This window comes from Enterobacter sp. BIDMC92, assembly GCF_001030225.1.
Taxonomy (GTDB): domain Bacteria; phylum Pseudomonadota; class Gammaproteobacteria; order Enterobacterales; family Enterobacteriaceae; genus Enterobacter; species Enterobacter sichuanensis.
The window spans coordinates 150007-169514 of the sequence record NZ_KQ087598.1 but is presented as its reverse complement, the minus strand read 5'-3'; the positions used below and the strand labels follow the sequence as shown (position 1 = coordinate 169514).

The window sequence follows — 19508 nt, the reverse complement described above, 5'->3', positions numbered from 1 at the left end:
TACAGTACGAAACGGAGTTGTTTAGGGAAAATTGGGAAATAAGCATTCAAGCCAGAACGCCGCGGGCGTCTGGCTGTTGATTATCCGAGCAGGCTAGCGCATGGAGAGGTGTAAAAACTGACCGTCCGCATCAAACGAGCAGACAAAGCCCTCTTTACGGGGCGTATGGCCCCGCAGTTCATAGCTTCCCTGAAAGCGCTCAAACCCGGTGACATCAATTTTCTGCACCTCCGAGTTATAACGTCGCGCAGCCTGATCTTTACAGAGCGCTTCCATATTCAGTGAACGTTCCGGGCTCATTTTACCCTGCTGTGCTTTTTGCACCGGTGCTTCTTGCGGGGCACTGCATCCTGCCAGAATGCCCAGCAGAAAGAGTGACGCCACACGCTTCATCATCATTTTTATTACCGCCCTGGTCTGTGGCTGTTATTTTTAGTATCAAAGCTTTTATAGATTATGGTCTGGCATTCTGCGAATCTCGCGGCCTCCCGACAACACTGCTGAATAAATCTCAGATTTTTCCAGGGAAAGATATTTCCACAACGGCAGTCACACTCTATTTACAGGGAAAAGAGGAACTGATGCAGTCTAAAATTAACTGGATTGATAACCTGCGAGGAATAGCGTGTCTGATGGTGGTGATGATCCACACGACGACCTGGTACATCACGAACGCCCACAGCGTCAGCCCCGTTAACTGGGATATCGCCAATATTCTCAATTCTGCTTCACGCGTCAGCGTTCCCCTGTTCTTTATGATTTCCGGCTTTCTCTTTTTTGGCGAGCGTAGCGCGCAGCCGAGGCATTTCATTCGCATCGCGGCTTGCCTCGGGTTTTACAGCGCCATTGCCCTGCTCTATATCACGCTGTTCACCTCAATTAACGCCGGGTTAGCGCTGAAATACGTACTGCAAAAACCGGTGTTCTACCATCTTTGGTTCTTCTTCGCCATTATCGTTATCTATCTGGTCTCCCCCCTCATACAGGTGAAAAACGTCAGCGGAAAAATGCTTCTGGCGCTGATGGTGGTGATTGGCATTGTCGCCAACCCGAATACAGTCTCGCAGAAAATCGACGGTTTTGAGTGGCTACCGGTCAACCTCTACATCAACGGCGATACCTTTTATTATGTGCTTTACGGCATGCTGGGGCGGGCCATCGGGATGATGAATACGCAAAAACGCGGTATGAACGGGCTCTGCGCGGCGCTGTTTATCGCTGGCGTGGCGGTGATTGCGCGCGGGACACTGCATGAACTGCAGTGGCGCGGTAATTTTGCGGATACCTGGTATCTCTACTGCGGGCCGATGGTCTTTATCTGTGCCGTTTCCCTGCTGACGCTGGTCAAAAACACGATGAACGCGCGCCCGCTTCCCGTGCTGGGCTATATCTCGCGCCACTCGCTGGGGATTTACGGTTTTCATGCCCTGGTAATCCACGCTCTGCGAACGAGGGGGGTGGAACTGAAAAGCTGGCCGGTGCTGGACATCGTCTGGATTTTCTCCGCCACACTGGTCGTCAGCTTACTGCTGTCGATGCTGCTACAGAAGGTAGATACGCGCCGCTTCGTCAGTTAACGGTGCGCTGTCGGGCGCGATGAAACTGGCGCGGGGAAGAAAACCCTGCCGCCAGGGAAGCCTGCTCCACGCCACGCCCCTGCAATAACCACTGCTCGGCCACTGCCAGACGCAGCTGCTCCAGGTAATCACGAACGCTAATGCCTAAATGCGTCTGAAACAGACGGGTTAAATGGCGGGGACTGACGTGCGCCAGCGCGGCGATATCCGGGACGCTCCAGGCTTTTTGTGGTTCGGCGGTCAGCGCATCCTGGGCACGGTGGATAGCCGGGTGAAGATGATTGCGGTAGCGTAGCCACGGAGAAAGCTGCGGATCGTCTCCCGACCGGCGGAACCAGACCACCATCTCACGCGCCACGGCCAGCGCCTTTTCGGGGCCACACAGGCGGTTAATCATATGCAGCGCCAGATCGATACCTGAAGTGATGCCTGCGCTGGTCCAGATATTCTCATCCTGCACAAATATCCGGTTTTCTTTAATCACCGCCGAGGGAGCCGCGGTACGCAAACGGCTAATCACATCATGATGTGTGGTGCACTGCCGGTGATTCAGCAACCCGGATTTCGCCGCCAGCAATGCCCCCGAACAGACGCACATCACCGTGATATCCCGACGCTGAATGGCGGGCTGCAGGCGCATCAGCCAGTGCTGGATCTGCAACGCCTGCGGTGTCGAAAACTGAGTGCGGGAGTCGCTCACGCCGGGCAGAACCAGCAGGCTCCCCGCCGGGAGCCCTTCCGGTAAAGGCTGAATGCCGCTCATTGCGAGACCAATCGACGTTTGGACCTCAGGTTGCGGGCCAATGTAATGCAGGCGAAACGCCTCGCCCGCCAGCACAAAGGTTTCCGCCGGGCCGGTCATATCTAAAGACAGCACCCCGGGCAACATCACAAACCAGACGTCGATGCGCATTACAGTGACTCCAGCGTCTCCGCTACCGTTTTAATCCCGGCAAACCGCCCGGCCAGTACCGTTTCGGTACGATGGCGAATTTCCGCTGCACTAAGGGTAATCCCTCTGTACGTCATGGGAAACGTCAGCGTTGCCTCGCTTACAAAGGTCACAGCATAACCCAGATCGGATGCCACCCGTGCGGTGGTCTCGCAGCACTGTTCAGTACGAATGCCACACACGATTAGCTGGTTGATATCACGCTCACGCAACCAGCGGTCAAGCCCGGTATCCGTGAAGGCATTATGGACGTGTTTCTGGAAAACCACATCCGGCTGATGACGTAAAAAGGCCATCGGTTTGACATAGCCGCTTTGCAGTGAGAAAGGGCCATCTTCATCCACATGAAATATATCAACGACGGGAACATTGCGTGCCTGGCAGCCCTCAATCAACCCCAGCATTGCCTGCTGAAAGGCCGGAATGTCTTGTTCCTGCCAGTAATCACGGTGATGAAAAGACTGTTGGGTATCGATGTTGAGTAGTGCAATGCGTGTCATGATGGTGCTCCTCGCCAGTGGGTATGAATACATACTGACGAGGAAACGAGCACGCGGACAGACCAAAAAAGGACATCCTCGTGCCGCTGGCAGACAATCGCGTTTACGACATCAGCGGCAGCAACTGCTGATAAATTTTGCGGAACACATCGCGCCTTTCTGCGTAACGCGCATGGCGTGTCGCATCAGGCAGATGCGCCTGTTCCAGCGTAAGCTGCGGCAACAGTTGCGCAAGCGGTATTTCCGGGTTCATGGCGATCTGCGCCAGTCGCGCGGCACCGAGCGCTGGCCCGACGTCACCACCGGTGCGAAAATCCAGCTGCAGTCCGCTAATATCCGCCAGCATTTGTCGCCAGTACGGGCTTCGCGCCCCGCCGCCGATCAGGGTAATGCTCGCCGGTTTCAGGCCGCAGTCATGCACCACGTCCATGCCGTCAGCCAGGGCATAACCTACGCCTTCGAGAACTGCTCGTGCCAGTTCTGCCGGGCCATGTTGATGGGTTAAGCCAAAGAACACGCCCTTTGCTTCCGGGTTGTTGTGCGGCGTTCGCTCACCGGACAGATACGGTAAAAACCAGACGGTACCGGCATTTTCATCCGCCTGTTGGGCTGCGGCAATCAACGCAGGCACATCGGCCATCCCGGTCAGCTTCGCCGCCCAGTCCAGGCACGACGCGGCACTCAGCATCACCGACATCAAATGCCATTTTCCTGGCAGCGCATGGCAGAAGCTGTGCACTGCACTTTCAGGGTTGCTGCGATACCCATCACTGACGGCAAAATAGACGCCGGAGGTTCCCAGCGAGAGCATAGCCTGCCCGGCCTCAACCATCCCGACACCCACAGCTCCCGCCGCGTTGTCCCCGCCTCCAGCCACCACCGGTACGGCAGGCATATTCCAGCGTTCAGCAACCGCTGGCAGCAATGTGCCCGTCACCTCACTGCCTTCGAACAAGGCGGGCATCTGTTCACGGGTCAAATGGCAGGCATCCAGCATCGCCTCGCTCCAGTCACGTTTCGCCACGTCGAGCCACATCGTGCCGGCGGCATCGGACATGTCGCTGGCAAAATCCCTCGTCATGCGAAAACGCAGATAATCTTTTGGCAGCAATACTTTTGCCACCTGACGGAAAATATCCGGCTCGTGTCGCTGTACCCACAGTAATTTGGGTGCTGTAAAGCCGGGCATCATCAGGTTGCCGGTAATCTCACGAGAGGCAGGAACACGTGCCTCAAGAAGCGCACACTCTTCTGCACATCGGCCATCGTTCCAGAGAATGGCAGGACGGAGCACACGATGCTGGTTGTCGAGCAGCGTAGCGCCATGCATTTGTCCGGCGATCCCCAGCGCGTTGACGTCACGCAAACTGTGCTGCTTACCCAGGGCCTGAATGGCACGATCCGTCGCCTGCCACCACTGCTCCGGATCCTGCTCCGACCACAGCGGGTGCGGACGTGAAACCTGCAGTTTTTCTGTCTGCGTTGCTAACACGTCGCCCTGCTCGCTTAACAGGATGGCTTTCACACCCGATGTGCCAAGATCGATCCCGATGTACATTAACGGTGACTCCTTTAACAGAAATGCCCGGTGGCGCTACCGCTTACCGGGCCTGCGTGCTGTTATTTATCGAACAGGTAGTGATTGACCAGATTTTCCAGCAGCTCCTGGTGTCCGCTCTGGTGCTGCGGAGCCAGCTGATGTTGTTCAGCGTACTTCGCAATTTCCGCAAGCGATAACTGACCTTTCAGAATTTGCTGGCCCAGCTCACTGTTCCAGCCGCTATAACGCTTCGCCACGCGCTTATCCAGCTCGCCGTCTTCGATCATGCGCGCGGCCACTTTCAGCGCCAGCGCCATGGTGTCCATCGCGCCAATGTGGCCGTAGAACAGATCGTATTTATCGGTGCTCTGGCGACGCACTTTGGCGTCAAAGTTCAGGCCACCGGTGGTGAATCCCCCCGCTTTGATAATTTCATACATCACCAGCGCATTCTCTTCCACGCTGTTCGGGAACTGATCCGTATCCCAGCCCAGCTGCGCATCGCCACGGTTAGCGTCGACAGAGCCGAAAATACCCAGCGCAATCGCAGACGCGATCTCGTGATGGAATGAGTGGCCCGCGAGGGTGGCGTGGTTGGCTTCAATGTTAACTTTAATCTCTTTTTCCAGGCCAAACTGCTTCAGGAAACCGTACACCGTCGCCACATCATAGTCATACTGGTGCTTGGTGGGTTCCTGCGGTTTCGGCTCAATCAGCAGCGTGCCGCGGAAACCGATTTTATGCTTATGCTCAACAACCATCTGCATAAAGCGGCCAATTTGCTCACGCTCCTGGCGCAGGTCCGTGTTAAGCAGGGTTTCGTAGCCTTCACGGCCGCCCCACAGAACATAGTTCTCACCGCCCAGCTGATGCGTGGCGTTCATGGCCGTCACCACCTGGGTGGCCGCCCAGCTAAACACTTCCGGATCCGGGTTAGTTGCCGCCCCCGCGCCGTAGCGTGGATTCGTGAAGCAGTTCGCCGTGCCCCACAGCAGCTTCACGCCACTTTGCTGCTGTTTCGCCGCCAGCACATCCACCATCTGCGCGAAGTTGTTCAGGTACTCTTTCAGCGACGCGCCCTCTGGCGACACGTCCACATCGTGGAAGCAGTAGTACGGCACGTTCAGCTTGTGGAAGAACTCAAACGCCACATCGGCTTTCCGTTTCGCCAGCTCGATAGCCTCACCCGGCTGTTGCCACGGACGGTCAAAGGAGCCCACGCCGAACATGTCGGCGCCATTCCAGCAGAAGGTATGCCAGTAACAGGCAGCAAAGCGCAAATGATCTTCCATGCGCTTACCCAGCACCAGCTCATCCGGGTTGTAGTGACGAAATGCTAAAGGATTGGTCGTTTTTGGGCCTTCGTAACGAACACGATCGAGTTGGTCGAAATAAGCTTGCATATTGAGCTCCATAATCAGGGTATGCGGCGAGTCGTTGATACAGGAGTAATAGTGAATAGACATTTGGGGTTGCTCAATTACGTTATTTCACACTGCTATTGAGAGAATGCACAACTGTGCGCTGGCTCGCAAAATAATGCGCAGGCAAACTATTTTTCGGCGTGTATTCCAGAATCAAATGTAATTAAGACGTTACGTATTTTAAAATCCGATCGCGGTCATAAATTCAGAAATAAACCAAATATCATAATAGGAAGATAAAAATCTGTAATTGCCAGCCTGCCTTTCCGCGTTAAAAATTTGCTGCGTCTCAGTAGTGAATGTTTCTTTTATCTCAGCAACACATACCCCTACAAAAGGCCTAATAATTATGAAGATAAAGAACCTGACCCTAACGCTCTGCACTACGCTCCTGCTGGCAAGCTTTGCAGGCCATGCTAAGGAGGTCAAAATTGGCATGGCGATTGATGACCTGCGTCTGGAGCGCTGGCAAAAAGATCGCGATATTTTTGTTAAGAAAGCAGAATCACTCGGCGCAAGCGTGTTTGTTCAGTCGGCGAACGGCAACGAAGAAACGCAAATGTCGCAAATTGAGAATATGATTAACCGTGGTGTCGATGTCCTGGTCATTATCCCCTATAACGGCCAGGTATTAAGTAACGTGGTGAAAGAAGCCAAACAGGAAGGGATAAAAGTTCTGGCCTATGACCGTATGATTAATAATGCGGATATTGATTATTATATTTCCTTCGACAATGAAAAAGTGGGCGAATTACAGGCGCAAAGCCTGATCGACAAAGTGCCTCAGGGCAATTATTTCCTGATGGGCGGTTCGCCGGTAGATAACAACGCCAAACTGTTCCGCGAAGGGCAAATGAAAGTTCTTAAGCCGTACATCGACAGCGGGAAAATTAAAGTGGTTGGCGATCAATGGGCCGACGGCTGGCTGCCAGAAAACGCGCTGAAAATTATGGAGAACGCGCTGACGGCCAACAACAACAAAATTGATGCGGTCGTCGCCTCCAACGATGCTACCGCAGGCGGCGCGATTCAGGCGCTGAGCGCCCAGGGCCTGGCCGGGAAAGTGGCCATTTCAGGGCAAGATGCCGATCTGGCCGGGGTAAAACGTATTATCGCCGGCACCCAGACAATGACGGTCTACAAACCGATTACCGAGCTTGCGAATACGGCGGCGGAAATTGCCGTGGAGCTGGGCAACGGTAAGCAACCTAAAGCCGACGCGACGCTGAATAACGGGCTGAAAGACGTTCCGGCTCGTCTGCTCACCCCTATTGAAGTCAATAAAGAGAACATTGACGCCACCGTGATTAAAGACGGTTTCCACAAGAAGAGCGAACTGTAATCCGGCGCGCCCCTGCTCTGCGGGGGCGCTTCACGTTGTACTGTTCTTCCCTCGGGTTACGTGGAGCAGTTATGCCTTATTTACTTGAAATGAAAAGCATCACCAAGCGCTTCGGCACGGTGAAAGCCGTCGACAACGTCAGTCTTCGGCTGAACCCCGGCGAGGTCGTTTCGCTGTGTGGCGAGAACGGCTCGGGCAAGTCAACGCTGATGAAAGTGTTGTGCGGGATCTACCCCCATGGCAGTTACGAAGGCGAAATCGTCTTTGCCGGTGAAGTGATTCAGGCGACACACATTCGCGATACCGAACGTAAAGGCATCGCCATCATCCACCAGGAGCTGGCGCTGGTGAAGCATCTCACCGTGCTGGAGAATATTTTCCTTGGGGCCGAAATTTCCCGCCACGGCGTGCTGGATTACGACACCATGACGCTGCGCTGTGAAAAGCTGCTGGCGCAGGTGAGCCTCAGCATTTCACCGGACACCCGCGTGGGGGATCTGGGCCTGGGGCAGCAGCAGCTGGTCGAAATTGCGAAAGCACTGAATAAACAGGTCAGGCTGCTCATACTCGATGAGCCAACGGCGTCGCTCACCGAACAGGAAACCGCGGTTCTGCTCAATATCATCCGCGACCTGCAAAACCACGGCATCGCCTGCATCTACATTTCGCACAAGCTCAACGAGGTCAAAGCCATTTCGGACACCATTTGCGTGATCCGCGACGGACAACACATCGGCACGCGTGAAGCCGCGGGCATGAGTGAAGATGACATCATCACCATGATGGTGGGCCGCGAGCTGACGGCACTCTACCCTAATGAACCTCACACCACCGGTGACGAAGTGTTACGCGTGGAAAACCTGACCGCGTGGCATCCCGTTAACCGCCACATTAAGCGCGTCAATAACGTCTCGTTTTCTCTTCACAGCGGTGAAATTCTTGGGATTGCGGGGCTCGTCGGGGCCGGGCGAACCGAAGCCGTACAGTGTCTGTTTGGCGTATGGCCGGGGCGCTGGGAGGGCAAAATTTATATCGACGGACAGCCGGTGAAAATTGACAACTGCCAGCAGGCGATTGCCCGCGGTATTGCCATGGTCCCGGAAGACCGTAAAAAAGACGGCATCGTGCCGGTGATGGCGGTCGGAAAAAATATCACGCTGGCAGCACTCGATCAGTTCTCCGGTGCGCTAAGCAGCCTGGACGATGCCGCAGAGCAGCAATGTATTCTGCAGTCTCTCGCCCGCCTCAAGGTGAAGACTTCCTCTCCTGAACTGGCCATTGGTCGTCTGAGCGGCGGCAACCAGCAAAAAGCGATTCTGGCCCGCTGCCTGCTTCTCAACCCGCGCATATTAATCCTCGATGAGCCCACGCGCGGGATTGATATCGGTGCCAAATATGAAATCTACAAACTGATTAATCAGCTTGTACAGCAAGGGATTGCCGTCATTGTCATCTCGTCTGAGTTACCCGAAGTGCTCGGCCTGAGCGACCGCGTGCTGGTCATGCACGAGGGAAAACTGAAAGCCAACCTGATTAACCAGAACCTGACGCAGGAGCAGGTGATGGAAGCCGCTTTAAGGAGCGAACGTCATGTCGAAAAGCAATCCGTCTGATATCAAAGTCGCTGTTCCGACGCCCGGCGCGTTCGCGGGGCTAAAAGCGCTGAACCTGCAGGTTTTCGTGATGATCGCGGCGATTATCGTCATCATGCTGTTTTTTACCTGGATGACCGATGGCTCGTACCTGAGCGCGCGTAACGTCTCAAACCTGCTGCGCCAGACCGCCATCACCGGCATTCTGGCCGTGGGGATGGTGTTTGTGATCATCTCCGCGGAAATCGACCTGTCGGTCGGGTCGATGATGGGCCTGCTTGGCGGCGTGGCGGCTATTTTTGACGTCTGGCTTGGCTGGCCGCTGCCGCTGACCGTGGCGGTCACGCTGGTATTGGGTCTGGTATTGGGGGCCTGGAACGGCTGGTGGGTTGCCTACCGTAAAGTGCCGTCGTTTATTGTTACCCTGGCAGGAATGCTGGCCTTCCGCGGGATCTTAATCGGCATCACCAACGGTACCACCGTCTCTCCCACCAGCGCGGCCATGTCGCAGATTGGCCAGAGTTACCTCTCAGACAGCATAGGCTTTACGATTGGGGTGATTGGGCTGCTGGCGTTTGTCGCGTGGCAGTGGCGCGGTCGTATGCGCCGTCAGGCGCTGGGGCTGGCGTCTCCGGCGTCAACGTCGGTGGTAGGGCGTCAGGCGCTCACCGCAGTCATTGTGCTCGGCGCAATCTGGCTCCTGAACGACTATCGCGGCGTGCCTACGCCGGTATTGCTGCTGGCCCTCTTACTGCTGGGCGGCATGTTTATGGCTACCCGTACCGCGTTCGGTCGCCGTATTTACGCCATCGGCGGCAACCTTGAAGCCGCCCGTCTGTCAGGGATTAACGTTGAGCGTACCAAACTGGCCGTCTTCGCCATTAATGGCCTGATGGTCGCTATCGCCGGGCTGATCCTCAGCTCGCGTCTGGGGGCCGGTTCTCCCTCTGCCGGCAACATCGCCGAGCTGGATGCTATTGCCGCCTGCGTCATTGGCGGCACCAGCCTCGCAGGCGGTATCGGTAGCGTGGCGGGCGCGGTGATGGGGGCATTTATTATGGCGTCGCTGGATAACGGGATGAGTATGATGGACGTCCCGACGTTTTGGCAGTATATCGTCAAGGGGGCCATTCTTTTGCTGGCAGTCTGGATGGACTCAGCAACCAAGCGACGGGCCTGATAACGGTATTGTGACTTAATTGGGAAGTGAGCCATGTTTGAAAAGCGTCACCGCATTACGTTGTTATTCAATGCCAATAAAGCCTACGACCGTCAGGTGGTTGAAGGGGTTGGCGAATATTTGCAGGCGTCGCAATCGGAGTGGGATATTTTTATTGAAGAAGATTTCCGCACCCGTCTGGAGAACATCAAAGACTGGCTGGGCGATGGCGTCATCGCCGACTATGACGACCCCGTGATTGAGCAACTGCTGACCGACGTCGACGTCCCGATTGTGGGCGTCGGCGGCTCCTATCATTCTCCGGAACACTATCCGCCAGTCCATTATATTGCTACCGATAACCATGCCCTGGTCGAAGCGGCCTTTCTCCATTTAAAAGAGAAAGGCGTTCATCGTTTCGCGTTTTATGGTTTGCCCGCCACCAGCGGCAAGCGCTGGGCCGTTGAGCGTGAGCACGCGTTTTGTCAGCTGGTCGCGCAGGAGAAGTACCGCGGCGTGGTCTATCAGGGGCTGGAAACCGCACCGGAGAACTGGCAGCACGCGCAAAACCGCCTGGCGGACTGGCTGCAAACGCTACCGCCGCAAACCGGTATTATTGCCGTTACGGATGCCCGCGCGCGCCACGTGCTGCAGGTCTGCGAACATTTACACATCCCGGTACCTGAAAAACTGTGCGTGATTGGCATTGATAACGAAGAACTTACTCGCTATCTGTCTCGCGTGGCGCTCTCTTCCGTTGCTCAGGGCACACGTCAGATGGGCTATCAGGCGGCGAAGCTGCTGCATCGTCTGCTGGATAAAGAGTCTCTGCCGCTTCAGCGCTTGCTGGTACCCCCTGTGCGCGTCGTTGAACGGCGCTCAACCGACTATCGCTCCTTAAGCGATCCTGCCGTTATTCAGGCCATGCACTACATTCGTAACCACGCGTGTAAAGGGATTAAGGTCGATCAGGTTCTGGATTCAGTGGGCATTTCGCGTTCGAATCTGGAGAAGCGCTTCAAAGAAGAGGTGGGCGAAACCATTCATGCGGTTATTCATGCTGAGAAGCTGGAGAAGGCCCGCAGCCTGCTCATCTCCACGTCGCTGTCGATCAACGAAATTTCGCAGATGTGCGGTTACCCATCCCTGCAGTATTTCTATTCGGTGTTTCGCAAAGAGTATGACACCACACCCAAAGAGTACCGGGATCGCCACAGCGAGGTGCTGATATAGAAAAGAAAACGCCTTCCAGTGGAAGGCGTTCTTTTAAGATTACATATGGGCGGCAATTAAGCGCTGGTTATCCTGATACATCGCGAACAGATAGTTGTTATAGCTCTGTCCCTTCGTCGAATACCCTTTCAGCTTGTGGATCATCGTACTGGCCGTCACTTCCTGGTCCGCTTTACGCAACTGCGCACGTGATTTACGGAACGATGAGTAGGCCGGGTGCGTGTTCAGATTCACCACGTAGGCATTCACAGAATCTTTCACTGATTCAAACTGAGAATAACCTTTCACCTTGCCAGGCGCATTGTTACAACGCCCTTTCACACACTTCATACCGAAAAGGTTATTGTTGTTACGCGCAAGCTTAGAGGTCCCCCAGCCGCTTTCAGCCGCCGCCATGGTCGCAACCATGCTACCTGGGATGATATCCACACGCTCAAGGAGAGCGTTCCACGGCACACGACGGGTGTTACCGTTCCAGCTCAGCTTGTAGCGCTTCGTGATATCTTTCAGACGCGCACGCTCTGACGGCGACCAGCGGCTATCGTACTGTTTCGAAATCAGCCAGTTACGATCCGCAGTAATCGCGGCATTTTGACTCGTGATGTAAGGCATTACCGTCCGGAGAAACGCTTTTTTCCTTGGTGTTCCGGAAGGGTATTTTCGCAAATCAGGAAGTGAACTACTCTTTGCACTATTGCGAGAATACTCTTGTTTACTGCTAACCTTACTACTTGTCGTCTTTATTACGTGGGCTTTCTTACTCGTTGTATCCGTGTGCGTCTTCGCAAGCACCTCACCCGAAAATGCCGTGGTGAGTAACATGAGTATCGCAGCCCCATATCGTCGAATGGGAGTCGATATCATTAGGTCTCCTGGTCGGATGTAATCATCCTAACACCTTATTTTTTTCACAAATTTGAGAGCGGAATCTCAAATCATATCAAAAATAGACTTCAAGAGCACGTATAGAAATAGTCCAATTCTGAAACTATGTCATCTGAAACTTGCTCATTTAAGCATCAATTCTGAAAAAATGTGTGCGATCTCGCAGATAACTGCCTAATTTTGCGCGAGATCACTCATCCTCACGCATCCTCCGGGCAGAAAGCGCCGGGGGATGAGTTTTTACCCTCCGCCTGGTGGCACACTGGTCAAAAATGCCGCGACAGGAAAATGGAATGAAACGCACCGCAATAGCCTTTCTGATGTTACCCGCACTGGCACATGCTGACTGGTCGTCACCGGGGTTTAACGCCTTTAGCGCCGAAGGCACCGGCGTTTTCATAAGCCAAGCAAAGCTTGCGAAGGGTACGCGTCCTTTGACCGTGAGTTTTGACAACACGTGCTGGCAGCCAACAGACGCGATAAAACTCAATGAGATGCTGTCACTTAAACCCTGTGACGGCACGCCGCCGCAGTGGCGCCTGTTCCGCGACGGTGAATACCAGATGCGGATAGATACCCGCTCCGGCACGCCCACTCTGCTGCTGACCATCCAGAGCACTGCAGAACAACCGGTGGCAAACGTCATCCGCCAGTGCCCGACGTGGGACGGTAAACCGCTGACGCTGGACGTCAGCCATACCTTCCCGGAAGGCTCGGTCGTGCGCGACTATTACAGTAAACAGACCACGACAGTGCAGAACGGAAAAATCACTCTGCAGCCAGCTGCCAACAGCAATGGCCTGCTGCTGCTTGAGCGCGCAGAAACCGACAAACCCGCGCCGTTTAGCTGGCAAAACGCCACCGTCTATTTTGTACTGACCGACCGCTATGTGAATGGCGATCCTGGCAACGACAACAGCTATGGCCGTCATAAAGACGGCATGCAGGAGATAGGCACATTCCACGGCGGCGATCTTAAGGGACTGGCCAGCAAGCTCGATTACTTACAGCAGCTGGGCGTGAATGCCCTCTGGATAAGCTCTCCGCTTGAGCAGATCCATGGCTGGGTGGGCGGGGGGACCAAAGGTGACTTCCCTCATTACGCCTATCACGGCTACTACACCCAGGACTGGACAACGCTTGATGCCAACATGGGTAGCGAAGAGGATTTACGCCATCTTGTTGATGAAGCGCATAAACGCGGCATTCGCATCCTGTTCGATATCGTGATGAACCACACGGGCTACGCAACGCTTGCGGACATGCAGGAGTATCAGTTTGGCGCCCTGTACCTGCAGGGCGATGAGCTGAAAAAGACGCTGGGAGAGCGCTGGACAAACTGGACGCCGGGCGCAGGCCAAAGCTGGCACAGCTTTAACGACTACATCAACTTCAGCGACAAAGCCGCATGGGAAAAATGGTGGGGGAAAAAGTGGATCCGCACCGACATTGGCGATTACGACAACCCCGGCTTCGATGATTTAACGATGTCGCTGGCATTCTTACCCGATTTGAAAACAGAATCCACCGCGCCTTCCGGGTTACCTAACTTCTATCAACACAAACCCGATACCCATGCGAAAGCCATTCCGGGCTATACCCCGCGCGATTACCTGACCCACTGGCTGAGCCAGTGGGTCAGGGACTATGGCATTGACGGTTTCCGGGTGGATACCGCCAAACACGTCGAACTTGCGGCCTGGCAACAGCTGAAAGACCAGGCAAGCCAGGCGCTGGCCGCCTGGAAAGGCGCGAACCCGGACAAAAAGCTCGACAACGCGCCATTCTGGATGACAGGGGAATCCTGGGGCCACGGGGTCATGCAGAGCGATTATTATCGCCACGGCTTCGATGCGATGATCAACTTCGATTATCAGGAGCAGGCGGCGAAAGCGGTAAATTGCCTGGCTGATATGGACCTCACGTGGCAGCAGATGGCGGAAAAGCTGCAAAGCTTCAATGTGCTGAGCTATCTCTCCTCGCATGACACGCGCCTGTTCCGTGAAGGTGGCCAGCGCGCGGCCGAACTGCTCCTGTTAGCACCGGGTAGCGTTCAAATTTATTACGGAGATGAATCTGAACGTCCGTTCGGCCCGACGGGTTCCGACCCGCTGCAGGGCACCCGCTCGGACATGAACTGGCAGGACGTGACGGGCAAACAGGCGTTAACCGTCGCCCACTGGCAAACGCTGGGTCAGTTCCGCGCCCGCCATCCCGCGATAGGTGAAGGCAAGCAAACCACGCTGTCGCTGAAAGAGGGGTATGGCTTCGTGCGCGAGCATAAGGGCGATAAGGTGATGGTGGTTTGGGCAGGTAATCAATAAACCACACCCCTCACCCTTTGGGGTGAGGGGAAAAGCACCAGAACTATTCACTACATAAACCCACTCCCACCCTATAAAACAACAAATCCGACCACACCAGCCGATTTGCACCAGCACGGTGCTAGCGTTATGGTTACCCACTTTCAAAATAAGCTCGACAGATCACCTGCTATGACGTTTTCACTTTTCGGCGACAAATTTACCCGCCATTCAGGCATTACTCGCCTGATGGAGGACCTCAACGACGGGCTGCGCACACCGGGCGCAATCATGCTCGGAGGCGGAAACCCGGCTCAAATCCCGGAGATGAATACCTATTTCCAGACCCTGCTTGCTCAGATGCTGGAAAGCGGCAAAGCAACCGATGCGCTTTGCAATTACGACGGCCCGCAGGGGAAAACTGAACTGCTGGCACTCCTCGCTGAAATGCTGCGTGACGAGCTGGGCTGGGATATCGAACCACAGAATATTGCACTGACAAACGGCAGCCAGAGCGCATTTTTCTACTTGTTTAACCTCTTCGCTGGGCGTCGCGCCGACGGCACCACCAAAAAAGTGCTGTTCCCGCTGGCGCCAGAGTACATCGGCTACGCCGATTCCGGCCTGGAAGAGGATCTGTTCGTCTCCGCGCGCCCGAACATCGAACTGCTGCCGGAAGGCCAGTTCAAATATCACGTCGATTTTGAACATCTGCATATTGGTGAAGAGACGGGCATGATCTGCGTATCACGTCCCACGAATCCAACGGGCAACGTGATCACCGACGAGGAGTTAATGAAGCTGGATGCGCTGGCGAATCAGCACGGCATCCCGCTGGTGATCGATAACGCCTACGGCGTACCGTTCCCCGGTATTATCTTCAGCGAAGCACGTCCGCTGTGGAACCCGAACATTGTCCTGTGCATGAGCCTCTCTAAGCTGGGCCTGCCGGGCAGCCGCTGCGGCATCATCATCGCCAATGAGAAAATCATCACCGCCATTACCAATATGAACGGCATTATCAGCCTTTCACCGGGCGGCATCGGTCCGGCGATGATGTGCGAAATGATCAAACGCAACGACCTGCTGCGCCTGTCGAATGAGGTCATCAAACCTTTCTATTACCAGCGCGTTCAGGAAACCATTGCGATTCTTCGCCGCTATTTACCGGAAGAACGCTGCCTGATCCACAAACCTGAAGGGGCGATTTTCCTGTGGCTGTGGTTTAAGGACCTGCCTATCACCACCGAACTGCTCTACCAGCGCCTGAAAAAGCGCGGCGTACTGATGGTACCAGGTGATTACTTCTTCCCGGGGCTGGATAAGCCGTGGCCACATACACATCAGTGCATGCGGATGAACTACGTGCCCGATCCGGAAAAAATTGAAGCCGGGGTGAAAATTCTCGCCGAAGAGATCGAATACGCCTGGCGCGAAGATACGCAGTAAGAGCTTACGCCAGATGACGCACCAGACGGTACGTCATCTGGCAGGCTCCGCAAGGATAAACCTGCCCTTCTGCTACGCCTCGCGCACGTTAAAACCCAGCTCTTTTGAAATAGCCTCTGCCGTTTCGCGCAGCGGCTTGAGTAAGTTCTTCTCGCCCACCTGCTTCATGCGCGACGTCGACAGCGATATAGAGATCGCGTACGGCACGCGGCCATGAATATCAAATACCGGCACGGCAATACAGGAGACACCCAGTTCGTTCTCTTCTTTGTCCATCGCCATGCTGTGCTCGCGGATCGTTGCCAGCTCGTCATACATCGCGCTCAGTTCGGTGATGGTATTGCGGGTCAACGGCTGGATCTGATCCTGGTGGCTTTCCCAGTAGCTCGCCACATACGCCTGTTGACCAAACGCCATGTAGATCTTGCCCATCGCAGAGCAGTAGAGCGGCATATGCTGACCGATATAAGCACGCGTGCGCAGCATACCGGTTGTCGGCTCAAGCTTATAAATCAGAATGGCGTGGTCGTCTTCCCGGCTGGAGAAGTTCACCGTCTCGCCGGTAGCAATATTCAGCGCTTCAAGGTGTGGCGCCGCCACGTGGATAATATTCAATGATGACAGCGCCTTTTGCCCGACGGCGATAAATTTGGTGGTCAGGCGATAGCTCCCCGCCGCGGGTGCCGGCGTGACGTACCCGCACGACTGCAATCCCTGCAGCAACCGGTGCACGGTGCTCTTATTTAGCCCCGCCAGTTCCGATAAATGCGCCAGCGGACAGCCGTTCGGATAGTTACTGAGGATCTCAATCAGCATCAGGCCGCGAAACAAGCTCTGGCTGCCTGCTGGCCTCTCTTTTTCTTGCGTCATTTCGCTCTCTTTCATGCTTTTCCCATGGCTCCTGTTTAGCGCGTCCTGATGGTAGCGCAAAGTGTGGGTCAGTTCACGATCTCGACAGAAAAAATACAACCAGTTGATTTTAATCGATTTTGAAAAACAGGAATGTCGTTGATCTGACAAATTTTGATCGCTATATTTGAAATCAGATTTCGCATAGTGAAATTTAGCGATAAAAAAGCACTCGCACTTGCCCCGACAAAAACAGGAGAACAGGGATGAAAGTGACCTTCGAAGAGTTGAAAGCAGCGTTCAATCGGGTTCTGCTCGATCGCGGTGTCAGCGCGGACACCGCAGACGCCTGCGCGGAGATGTTTGCCCGCACCACGGAATCCGGCGTCTATTCGCATGGCGTCAACCGCTTCCCGCGCTTTATTCAGCAGCTTGACGCCGGCGACATCATTCCTGACGCCCAGCCAAAACGGGTTACCACATTAGGGGCCATCGAACAGTGGGATGCGCAGCGATCCATCGGCAACCTGACAGCGAAGAAGATGATGGACCGCGCCACCGAGCTGGCGTCCGATCACGGAATTGGTCTGGTGGCGCTGCGTAACGCGAACCACTGGATGCGCGGCGGCAGCTACGGGTGGCAAGCCGCCGAGAAGGGCTATATCGGGATTTGCTGGACCAACTCCATAGCCGTGATGCCCGCCTGGGGCTCAAAAACGTGTTGCATCGGCACCAACCCGCTGATCGTGGCCATTCCTTCAAGCCCGATCACCATGGTCGATATGTCGATGTCGATGTTTTCCTACGGCATGCTGGAGGTCAACCGTCTGGCGGGGCGCGAACTCCCGGTAGACGGCGGCTTTGACGACGAGGGTAATCTCACCAGAGAGCCTGGCGTGATTGAGAAAAACCGTCGCATTCTGCCGATGGGATACTGGAAAGGCTCAGGCTTATCGATCGTGCTCGATATGATCGCCACCCTGCTCTCCAACGGCGCGTCCGTGGCGGAAGTGACCCAGGACAACAGTGACGAATACGGCGTGTCGCAGATCTTTATCGCCATCGAGGTCGATCGCCTGATCGACGGACCAACCCGCGACGCTAAGCTGCAGCGCATCATGGACTTTATCACTACCGCAGAGCGGTCAGATGAAAACGTGGCGGTCCGTCTGCCGGGGCATGAATTTACGCGTCATCTGGAAGAGAACCGTCACCACGGTATCACCATCGACGACAGCGTGTGGGCGAAAATCCAGGCACTGTAAGGAGTGGACCATGATATTCGGACATATCTCGCAGCCCAATCCGTGCCGCCTGCCACGCGCCATTGAAAGAGCACTGGATTTTCTGCGTACCACGGATTTCACCTCCCTGACGCCGGGTGTCGTTGAAATCGAAGGACGTAGCATCTTTGCTCAGGTGCTCGACCTGACTACCAAAGCACAGCATGAGAATCGCCCGGAAGTACATCGCCGCTACCTCGATATTCAATTCCTGGCCTCCGGTGAAGAGAAAATCGGTGTCGCTATTGATACTGGTAATAACAAAATAAGCGAATCATTGCTCGAACAGCGGGATATTATTTTTTATCACGACAGTGAAAATGAGTCGTTTATTGAAATGGTACCGGGCAGCTATGCCATATTTTTCCCGCAGGACGTTCACCGCCCTGCCTGTATTAAAAATAAAAGTTCTGCAATTCGTAAAATTGTGGTGAAAGTTGCCATCAGCGAATTGAATTAATTTTTTTATAAATAGTGGAAACGCGAAATGACCAACACCGGGTTTATTATTGGTGCGTATCCCTGCGCACCCTCGTTTCACCAGCAAGGGGAACAAGAAGAACGGGCCTTCTGGCGGGCACTTTCCGACACGCCGGATATCCGTGGGCTGGAACAACCGTGTCTGGAAAATCTCCATCCGTTTGGTGATGAATGGCTGTTCCGCCATACGCCGGGCGACTGGCAAATGGTTGTCACCGCCGTTATGGAAACCATGCGCCGCCGGGGCACCCACGGTGCGTTTGGCCTGGCGTCTGCTGACGAAGCGCAGCGTAAAGCCTGCGTCAATTTCTACCGTCATCTGCATCAGAAAATTGACGCCGTGAATGCCCGTTTTCCGGGAAAAATTATCGCTCTGGAGATGCAGGCGGCTCCGCAGATCGGCAATGCTTCTGTTGAGCAGGCCACCGACGCATTTTCCCGCTCTGTTCGCGAAATCACCGCATGGGACTGGTCCTGCGACCTGGTGCTTGAACATTGTGATGCCATGACAGGTCTCGCCCCGCGCAAGGGTTTCCTGCCTCTGAAGCAGGTTCTGGAGGCGATCAACGAGACCGATATCAGCGTCTGCATCAACTGGGCGCGTTCGGCCATTGAGGGACGCAACACAACGCTTCCGGTTGAGCATGTGCAGACCGCCCTTCAGGCCGGAAAGCTGGGCGCGCTGATGTTCTCGGGTACCACCCTCAGCGGGGAGTACGGTGAATGGCAGGATCTGCACGCGCCGTTTTCTTCGTTCTGCGCCGACAGTCTGATGTCCACTGAACACGTAAAAGCACTGTTTACTGCGGCGCACGCCGCAACGTTGAAATTCTCCGGTATTAAATTACTGGAAATAAATGCTAATGCTGACGTCGGGCATCGTATCGCTATTTTACGCGACGGCATTAGCGCGATGAAAAAAGCAACACAATAACAATAA

The 19508-nt window shown here is 54.8% G+C and carries 17 protein-coding genes; 10 read left to right on the top strand and 7 right to left on the bottom strand.

Going from position 1 to position 19508, the window contains the following annotated elements:
* Positions 1 to 93: 93 nt before the first annotated feature.
* On the bottom strand, positions 94 to 399 hold the full coding sequence (locus SP99_RS00820) for a YsaB family lipoprotein (RefSeq protein ID WP_047957489.1): 306 nt from the start codon (positions 397 to 399) through the stop codon (positions 94 to 96).
* 182 nt (positions 400 to 581) lie between these two features.
* Between SP99_RS00820 and SP99_RS00815 the strand changes: the two genes are divergently transcribed.
* Positions 582 to 1577 (top strand): acyltransferase, encoded by a 996-nt coding sequence (locus SP99_RS00815; RefSeq protein WP_047957488.1) that lies wholly within the window; start codon positions 582 to 584, stop codon positions 1575 to 1577.
* Here the strand turns inward: SP99_RS00815 and SP99_RS00810 are convergent.
* The 4 genes from SP99_RS00810 to xylA all read right to left on the bottom strand — a co-directional run bounded on the left by SP99_RS00810 (position 1570) and on the right by xylA (position 5972).
* Complete coding sequence (locus SP99_RS00810; protein ID WP_047957487.1) at positions 1570 to 2490, bottom strand: GlxA family transcriptional regulator; 921 nt, start codon at positions 2488 to 2490, stop codon at positions 1570 to 1572. The two genes, SP99_RS00815 and SP99_RS00810, sit on opposite strands and share 8 nt — an antisense overlap.
* A complete protein-coding gene (locus tag SP99_RS00805) occupies positions 2490 to 3029 on the bottom strand; it encodes an isochorismatase family protein (RefSeq protein WP_047957486.1) in 540 nt (179 codons plus the stop codon). The genes SP99_RS00810 and SP99_RS00805 overlap by 1 nt, the downstream gene beginning before the upstream one ends.
* A 103-nt stretch (positions 3030 to 3132) precedes the next feature.
* Positions 3133 to 4587, bottom strand: a complete 1455-nt coding sequence (gene xylB / locus SP99_RS00800) for a xylulokinase (protein WP_047957485.1) — start codon at positions 4585 to 4587, stop codon at positions 3133 to 3135.
* Positions 4588 to 4649: 62 nt separating this feature from the next.
* The gene (gene xylA, locus SP99_RS00795) at positions 4650 to 5972 is read right to left on the bottom strand and encodes a xylose isomerase (protein ID WP_014830210.1); all 1323 of its coding nucleotides are present in this window, start codon (positions 5970 to 5972) and stop codon (positions 4650 to 4652) included.
* A 370-nt stretch (positions 5973 to 6342) separates the two neighbouring features.
* Here xylA and xylF point away from each other — a divergent pair, with 370 nt between their 5' ends.
* The 4 genes from xylF to xylR all read left to right on the top strand — a co-directional run bounded on the left by xylF (position 6343) and on the right by xylR (position 11319).
* The gene (gene xylF, locus SP99_RS00785; RefSeq protein ID WP_025759158.1) at positions 6343 to 7335 is read left to right on the top strand and encodes a D-xylose ABC transporter substrate-binding protein; all 993 of its coding nucleotides are present in this window, start codon (positions 6343 to 6345) and stop codon (positions 7333 to 7335) included.
* 71 nt (positions 7336 to 7406) lie between these two features.
* A complete protein-coding gene (locus SP99_RS00780) occupies positions 7407 to 8948 on the top strand; it encodes a xylose ABC transporter ATP-binding protein (protein WP_047957484.1) in 1542 nt (513 codons plus the stop codon).
* Entirely contained in the window at positions 8926 to 10107 is a 1182-nt protein-coding gene (gene xylH, locus SP99_RS00775) for a xylose ABC transporter permease XylH (RefSeq protein ID WP_025759156.1), read from the top strand. The genes SP99_RS00780 and xylH overlap by 23 nt, the downstream gene beginning before the upstream one ends.
* A 33-nt stretch (positions 10108 to 10140) precedes the next feature.
* On the top strand, positions 10141 to 11319 hold the full coding sequence (gene xylR / locus SP99_RS00770) for a D-xylose utilization transcriptional activator XylR (RefSeq protein WP_021242460.1): 1179 nt from the start codon (positions 10141 to 10143) through the stop codon (positions 11317 to 11319).
* A 39-nt stretch (positions 11320 to 11358) separates the two neighbouring features.
* Here xylR and SP99_RS00765 read toward each other — a convergent pair whose 3' ends face one another.
* Positions 11359 to 12183 carry a protein bax gene (locus SP99_RS00765; RefSeq protein ID WP_032672543.1) on the bottom strand — a complete coding sequence of 275 codons (825 nt, stop codon included), beginning with the start codon at positions 12181 to 12183 and terminating at the stop codon, positions 11359 to 11361.
* A 314-nt stretch (positions 12184 to 12497) separates the two neighbouring features.
* Between SP99_RS00765 and SP99_RS00760 the strand changes: the two genes are divergently transcribed.
* Entirely contained in the window at positions 12498 to 14528 is a 2031-nt protein-coding gene (locus SP99_RS00760; protein WP_047957483.1) for an alpha-amylase, read from the top strand.
* 171 nt (positions 14529 to 14699) lie between these two features.
* Positions 14700 to 15956, top strand: coding sequence for a valine--pyruvate transaminase (gene avtA / locus SP99_RS00755; protein ID WP_025758385.1), 1257 nt, complete (start codon positions 14700 to 14702; stop codon positions 15954 to 15956).
* Positions 15957 to 16028: 72 nt separating this feature from the next.
* Here the strand turns inward: avtA and yiaJ are convergent, their stop codons facing one another.
* Entirely contained in the window at positions 16029 to 16841 is an 813-nt protein-coding gene (yiaJ, locus tag SP99_RS00750) for an IclR family transcriptional regulator YiaJ (RefSeq protein ID WP_025758387.1), read from the bottom strand.
* A gap of 230 nt (positions 16842 to 17071) precedes the next feature.
* Here yiaJ and yiaK point away from each other — a divergent pair, with 230 nt between their 5' ends.
* From yiaK to SP99_RS00735, 3 genes are read left to right on the top strand one after another with little or no spacing between them, the layout of a single operon-like run.
* Positions 17072 to 18070: a 3-dehydro-L-gulonate 2-dehydrogenase gene (yiaK, locus tag SP99_RS00745; RefSeq protein WP_047957482.1), complete on the top strand. Its 999-nt coding sequence runs from the start codon at positions 17072 to 17074 to the stop codon at positions 18068 to 18070.
* Positions 18071 to 18080: 10 nt separating this feature from the next.
* Positions 18081 to 18548 (top strand): YhcH/YjgK/YiaL family protein, encoded by a 468-nt coding sequence (locus SP99_RS00740; protein ID WP_047957481.1) that lies wholly within the window; start codon positions 18081 to 18083, stop codon positions 18546 to 18548.
* Between the two features lie 27 nt (positions 18549 to 18575).
* Entirely contained in the window at positions 18576 to 19502 is a 927-nt protein-coding gene (locus SP99_RS00735; RefSeq protein WP_047957480.1) for a DUF4862 family protein, read from the top strand.
* Positions 19503 to 19508 lie beyond the last annotated feature (6 nt).

Bases quoted from the DNA above. Each gene is read 5' to 3' on its own strand.
- SP99_RS00820 (WP_047957489.1), bottom strand. From the start codon at position 399: ATGATGATGAAGCGTGTGGCGTCACTCTTTCTGCTGGGCATTCTGGCA.
- SP99_RS00815 (WP_047957488.1), top strand. From the start codon at position 582: ATGCAGTCTAAAATTAACTGGATTGATAACCTGCGAGGAATAGCGTGT.
- SP99_RS00810 (WP_047957487.1), bottom strand. From the start codon at position 2,490: ATGCGCATCGACGTCTGGTTTGTGATGTTGCCCGGGGTGCTGTCTTTA.
- SP99_RS00805 (WP_047957486.1), bottom strand. From the start codon at position 3,029: ATGACACGCATTGCACTACTCAACATCGATACCCAACAGTCTTTTCAT.
- xylB (WP_047957485.1), bottom strand. From the start codon at position 4,587: ATGTACATCGGGATCGATCTTGGCACATCGGGTGTGAAAGCCATCCTG.
- xylA (WP_014830210.1), bottom strand. From the start codon at position 5,972: ATGCAAGCTTATTTCGACCAACTCGATCGTGTTCGTTACGAAGGCCCA.
- xylF (WP_025759158.1), top strand. From the start codon at position 6,343: ATGAAGATAAAGAACCTGACCCTAACGCTCTGCACTACGCTCCTGCTG.
- SP99_RS00780 (WP_047957484.1), top strand. From the start codon at position 7,407: ATGCCTTATTTACTTGAAATGAAAAGCATCACCAAGCGCTTCGGCACG.
- xylH (WP_025759156.1), top strand. From the start codon at position 8,926: ATGTCGAAAAGCAATCCGTCTGATATCAAAGTCGCTGTTCCGACGCCC.
- xylR (WP_021242460.1), top strand. From the start codon at position 10,141: ATGTTTGAAAAGCGTCACCGCATTACGTTGTTATTCAATGCCAATAAA.
- SP99_RS00765 (WP_032672543.1), bottom strand. From the start codon at position 12,183: ATGATATCGACTCCCATTCGACGATATGGGGCTGCGATACTCATGTTA.
- SP99_RS00760 (WP_047957483.1), top strand. From the start codon at position 12,498: ATGAAACGCACCGCAATAGCCTTTCTGATGTTACCCGCACTGGCACAT.
- avtA (WP_025758385.1), top strand. From the start codon at position 14,700: ATGACGTTTTCACTTTTCGGCGACAAATTTACCCGCCATTCAGGCATT.
- yiaJ (WP_025758387.1), bottom strand. From the start codon at position 16,841: ATGAAAGAGAGCGAAATGACGCAAGAAAAAGAGAGGCCAGCAGGCAGC.
- yiaK (WP_047957482.1), top strand. From the start codon at position 17,072: ATGAAAGTGACCTTCGAAGAGTTGAAAGCAGCGTTCAATCGGGTTCTG.
- SP99_RS00740 (WP_047957481.1), top strand. From the start codon at position 18,081: ATGATATTCGGACATATCTCGCAGCCCAATCCGTGCCGCCTGCCACGC.
- SP99_RS00735 (WP_047957480.1), top strand. From the start codon at position 18,576: ATGACCAACACCGGGTTTATTATTGGTGCGTATCCCTGCGCACCCTCG.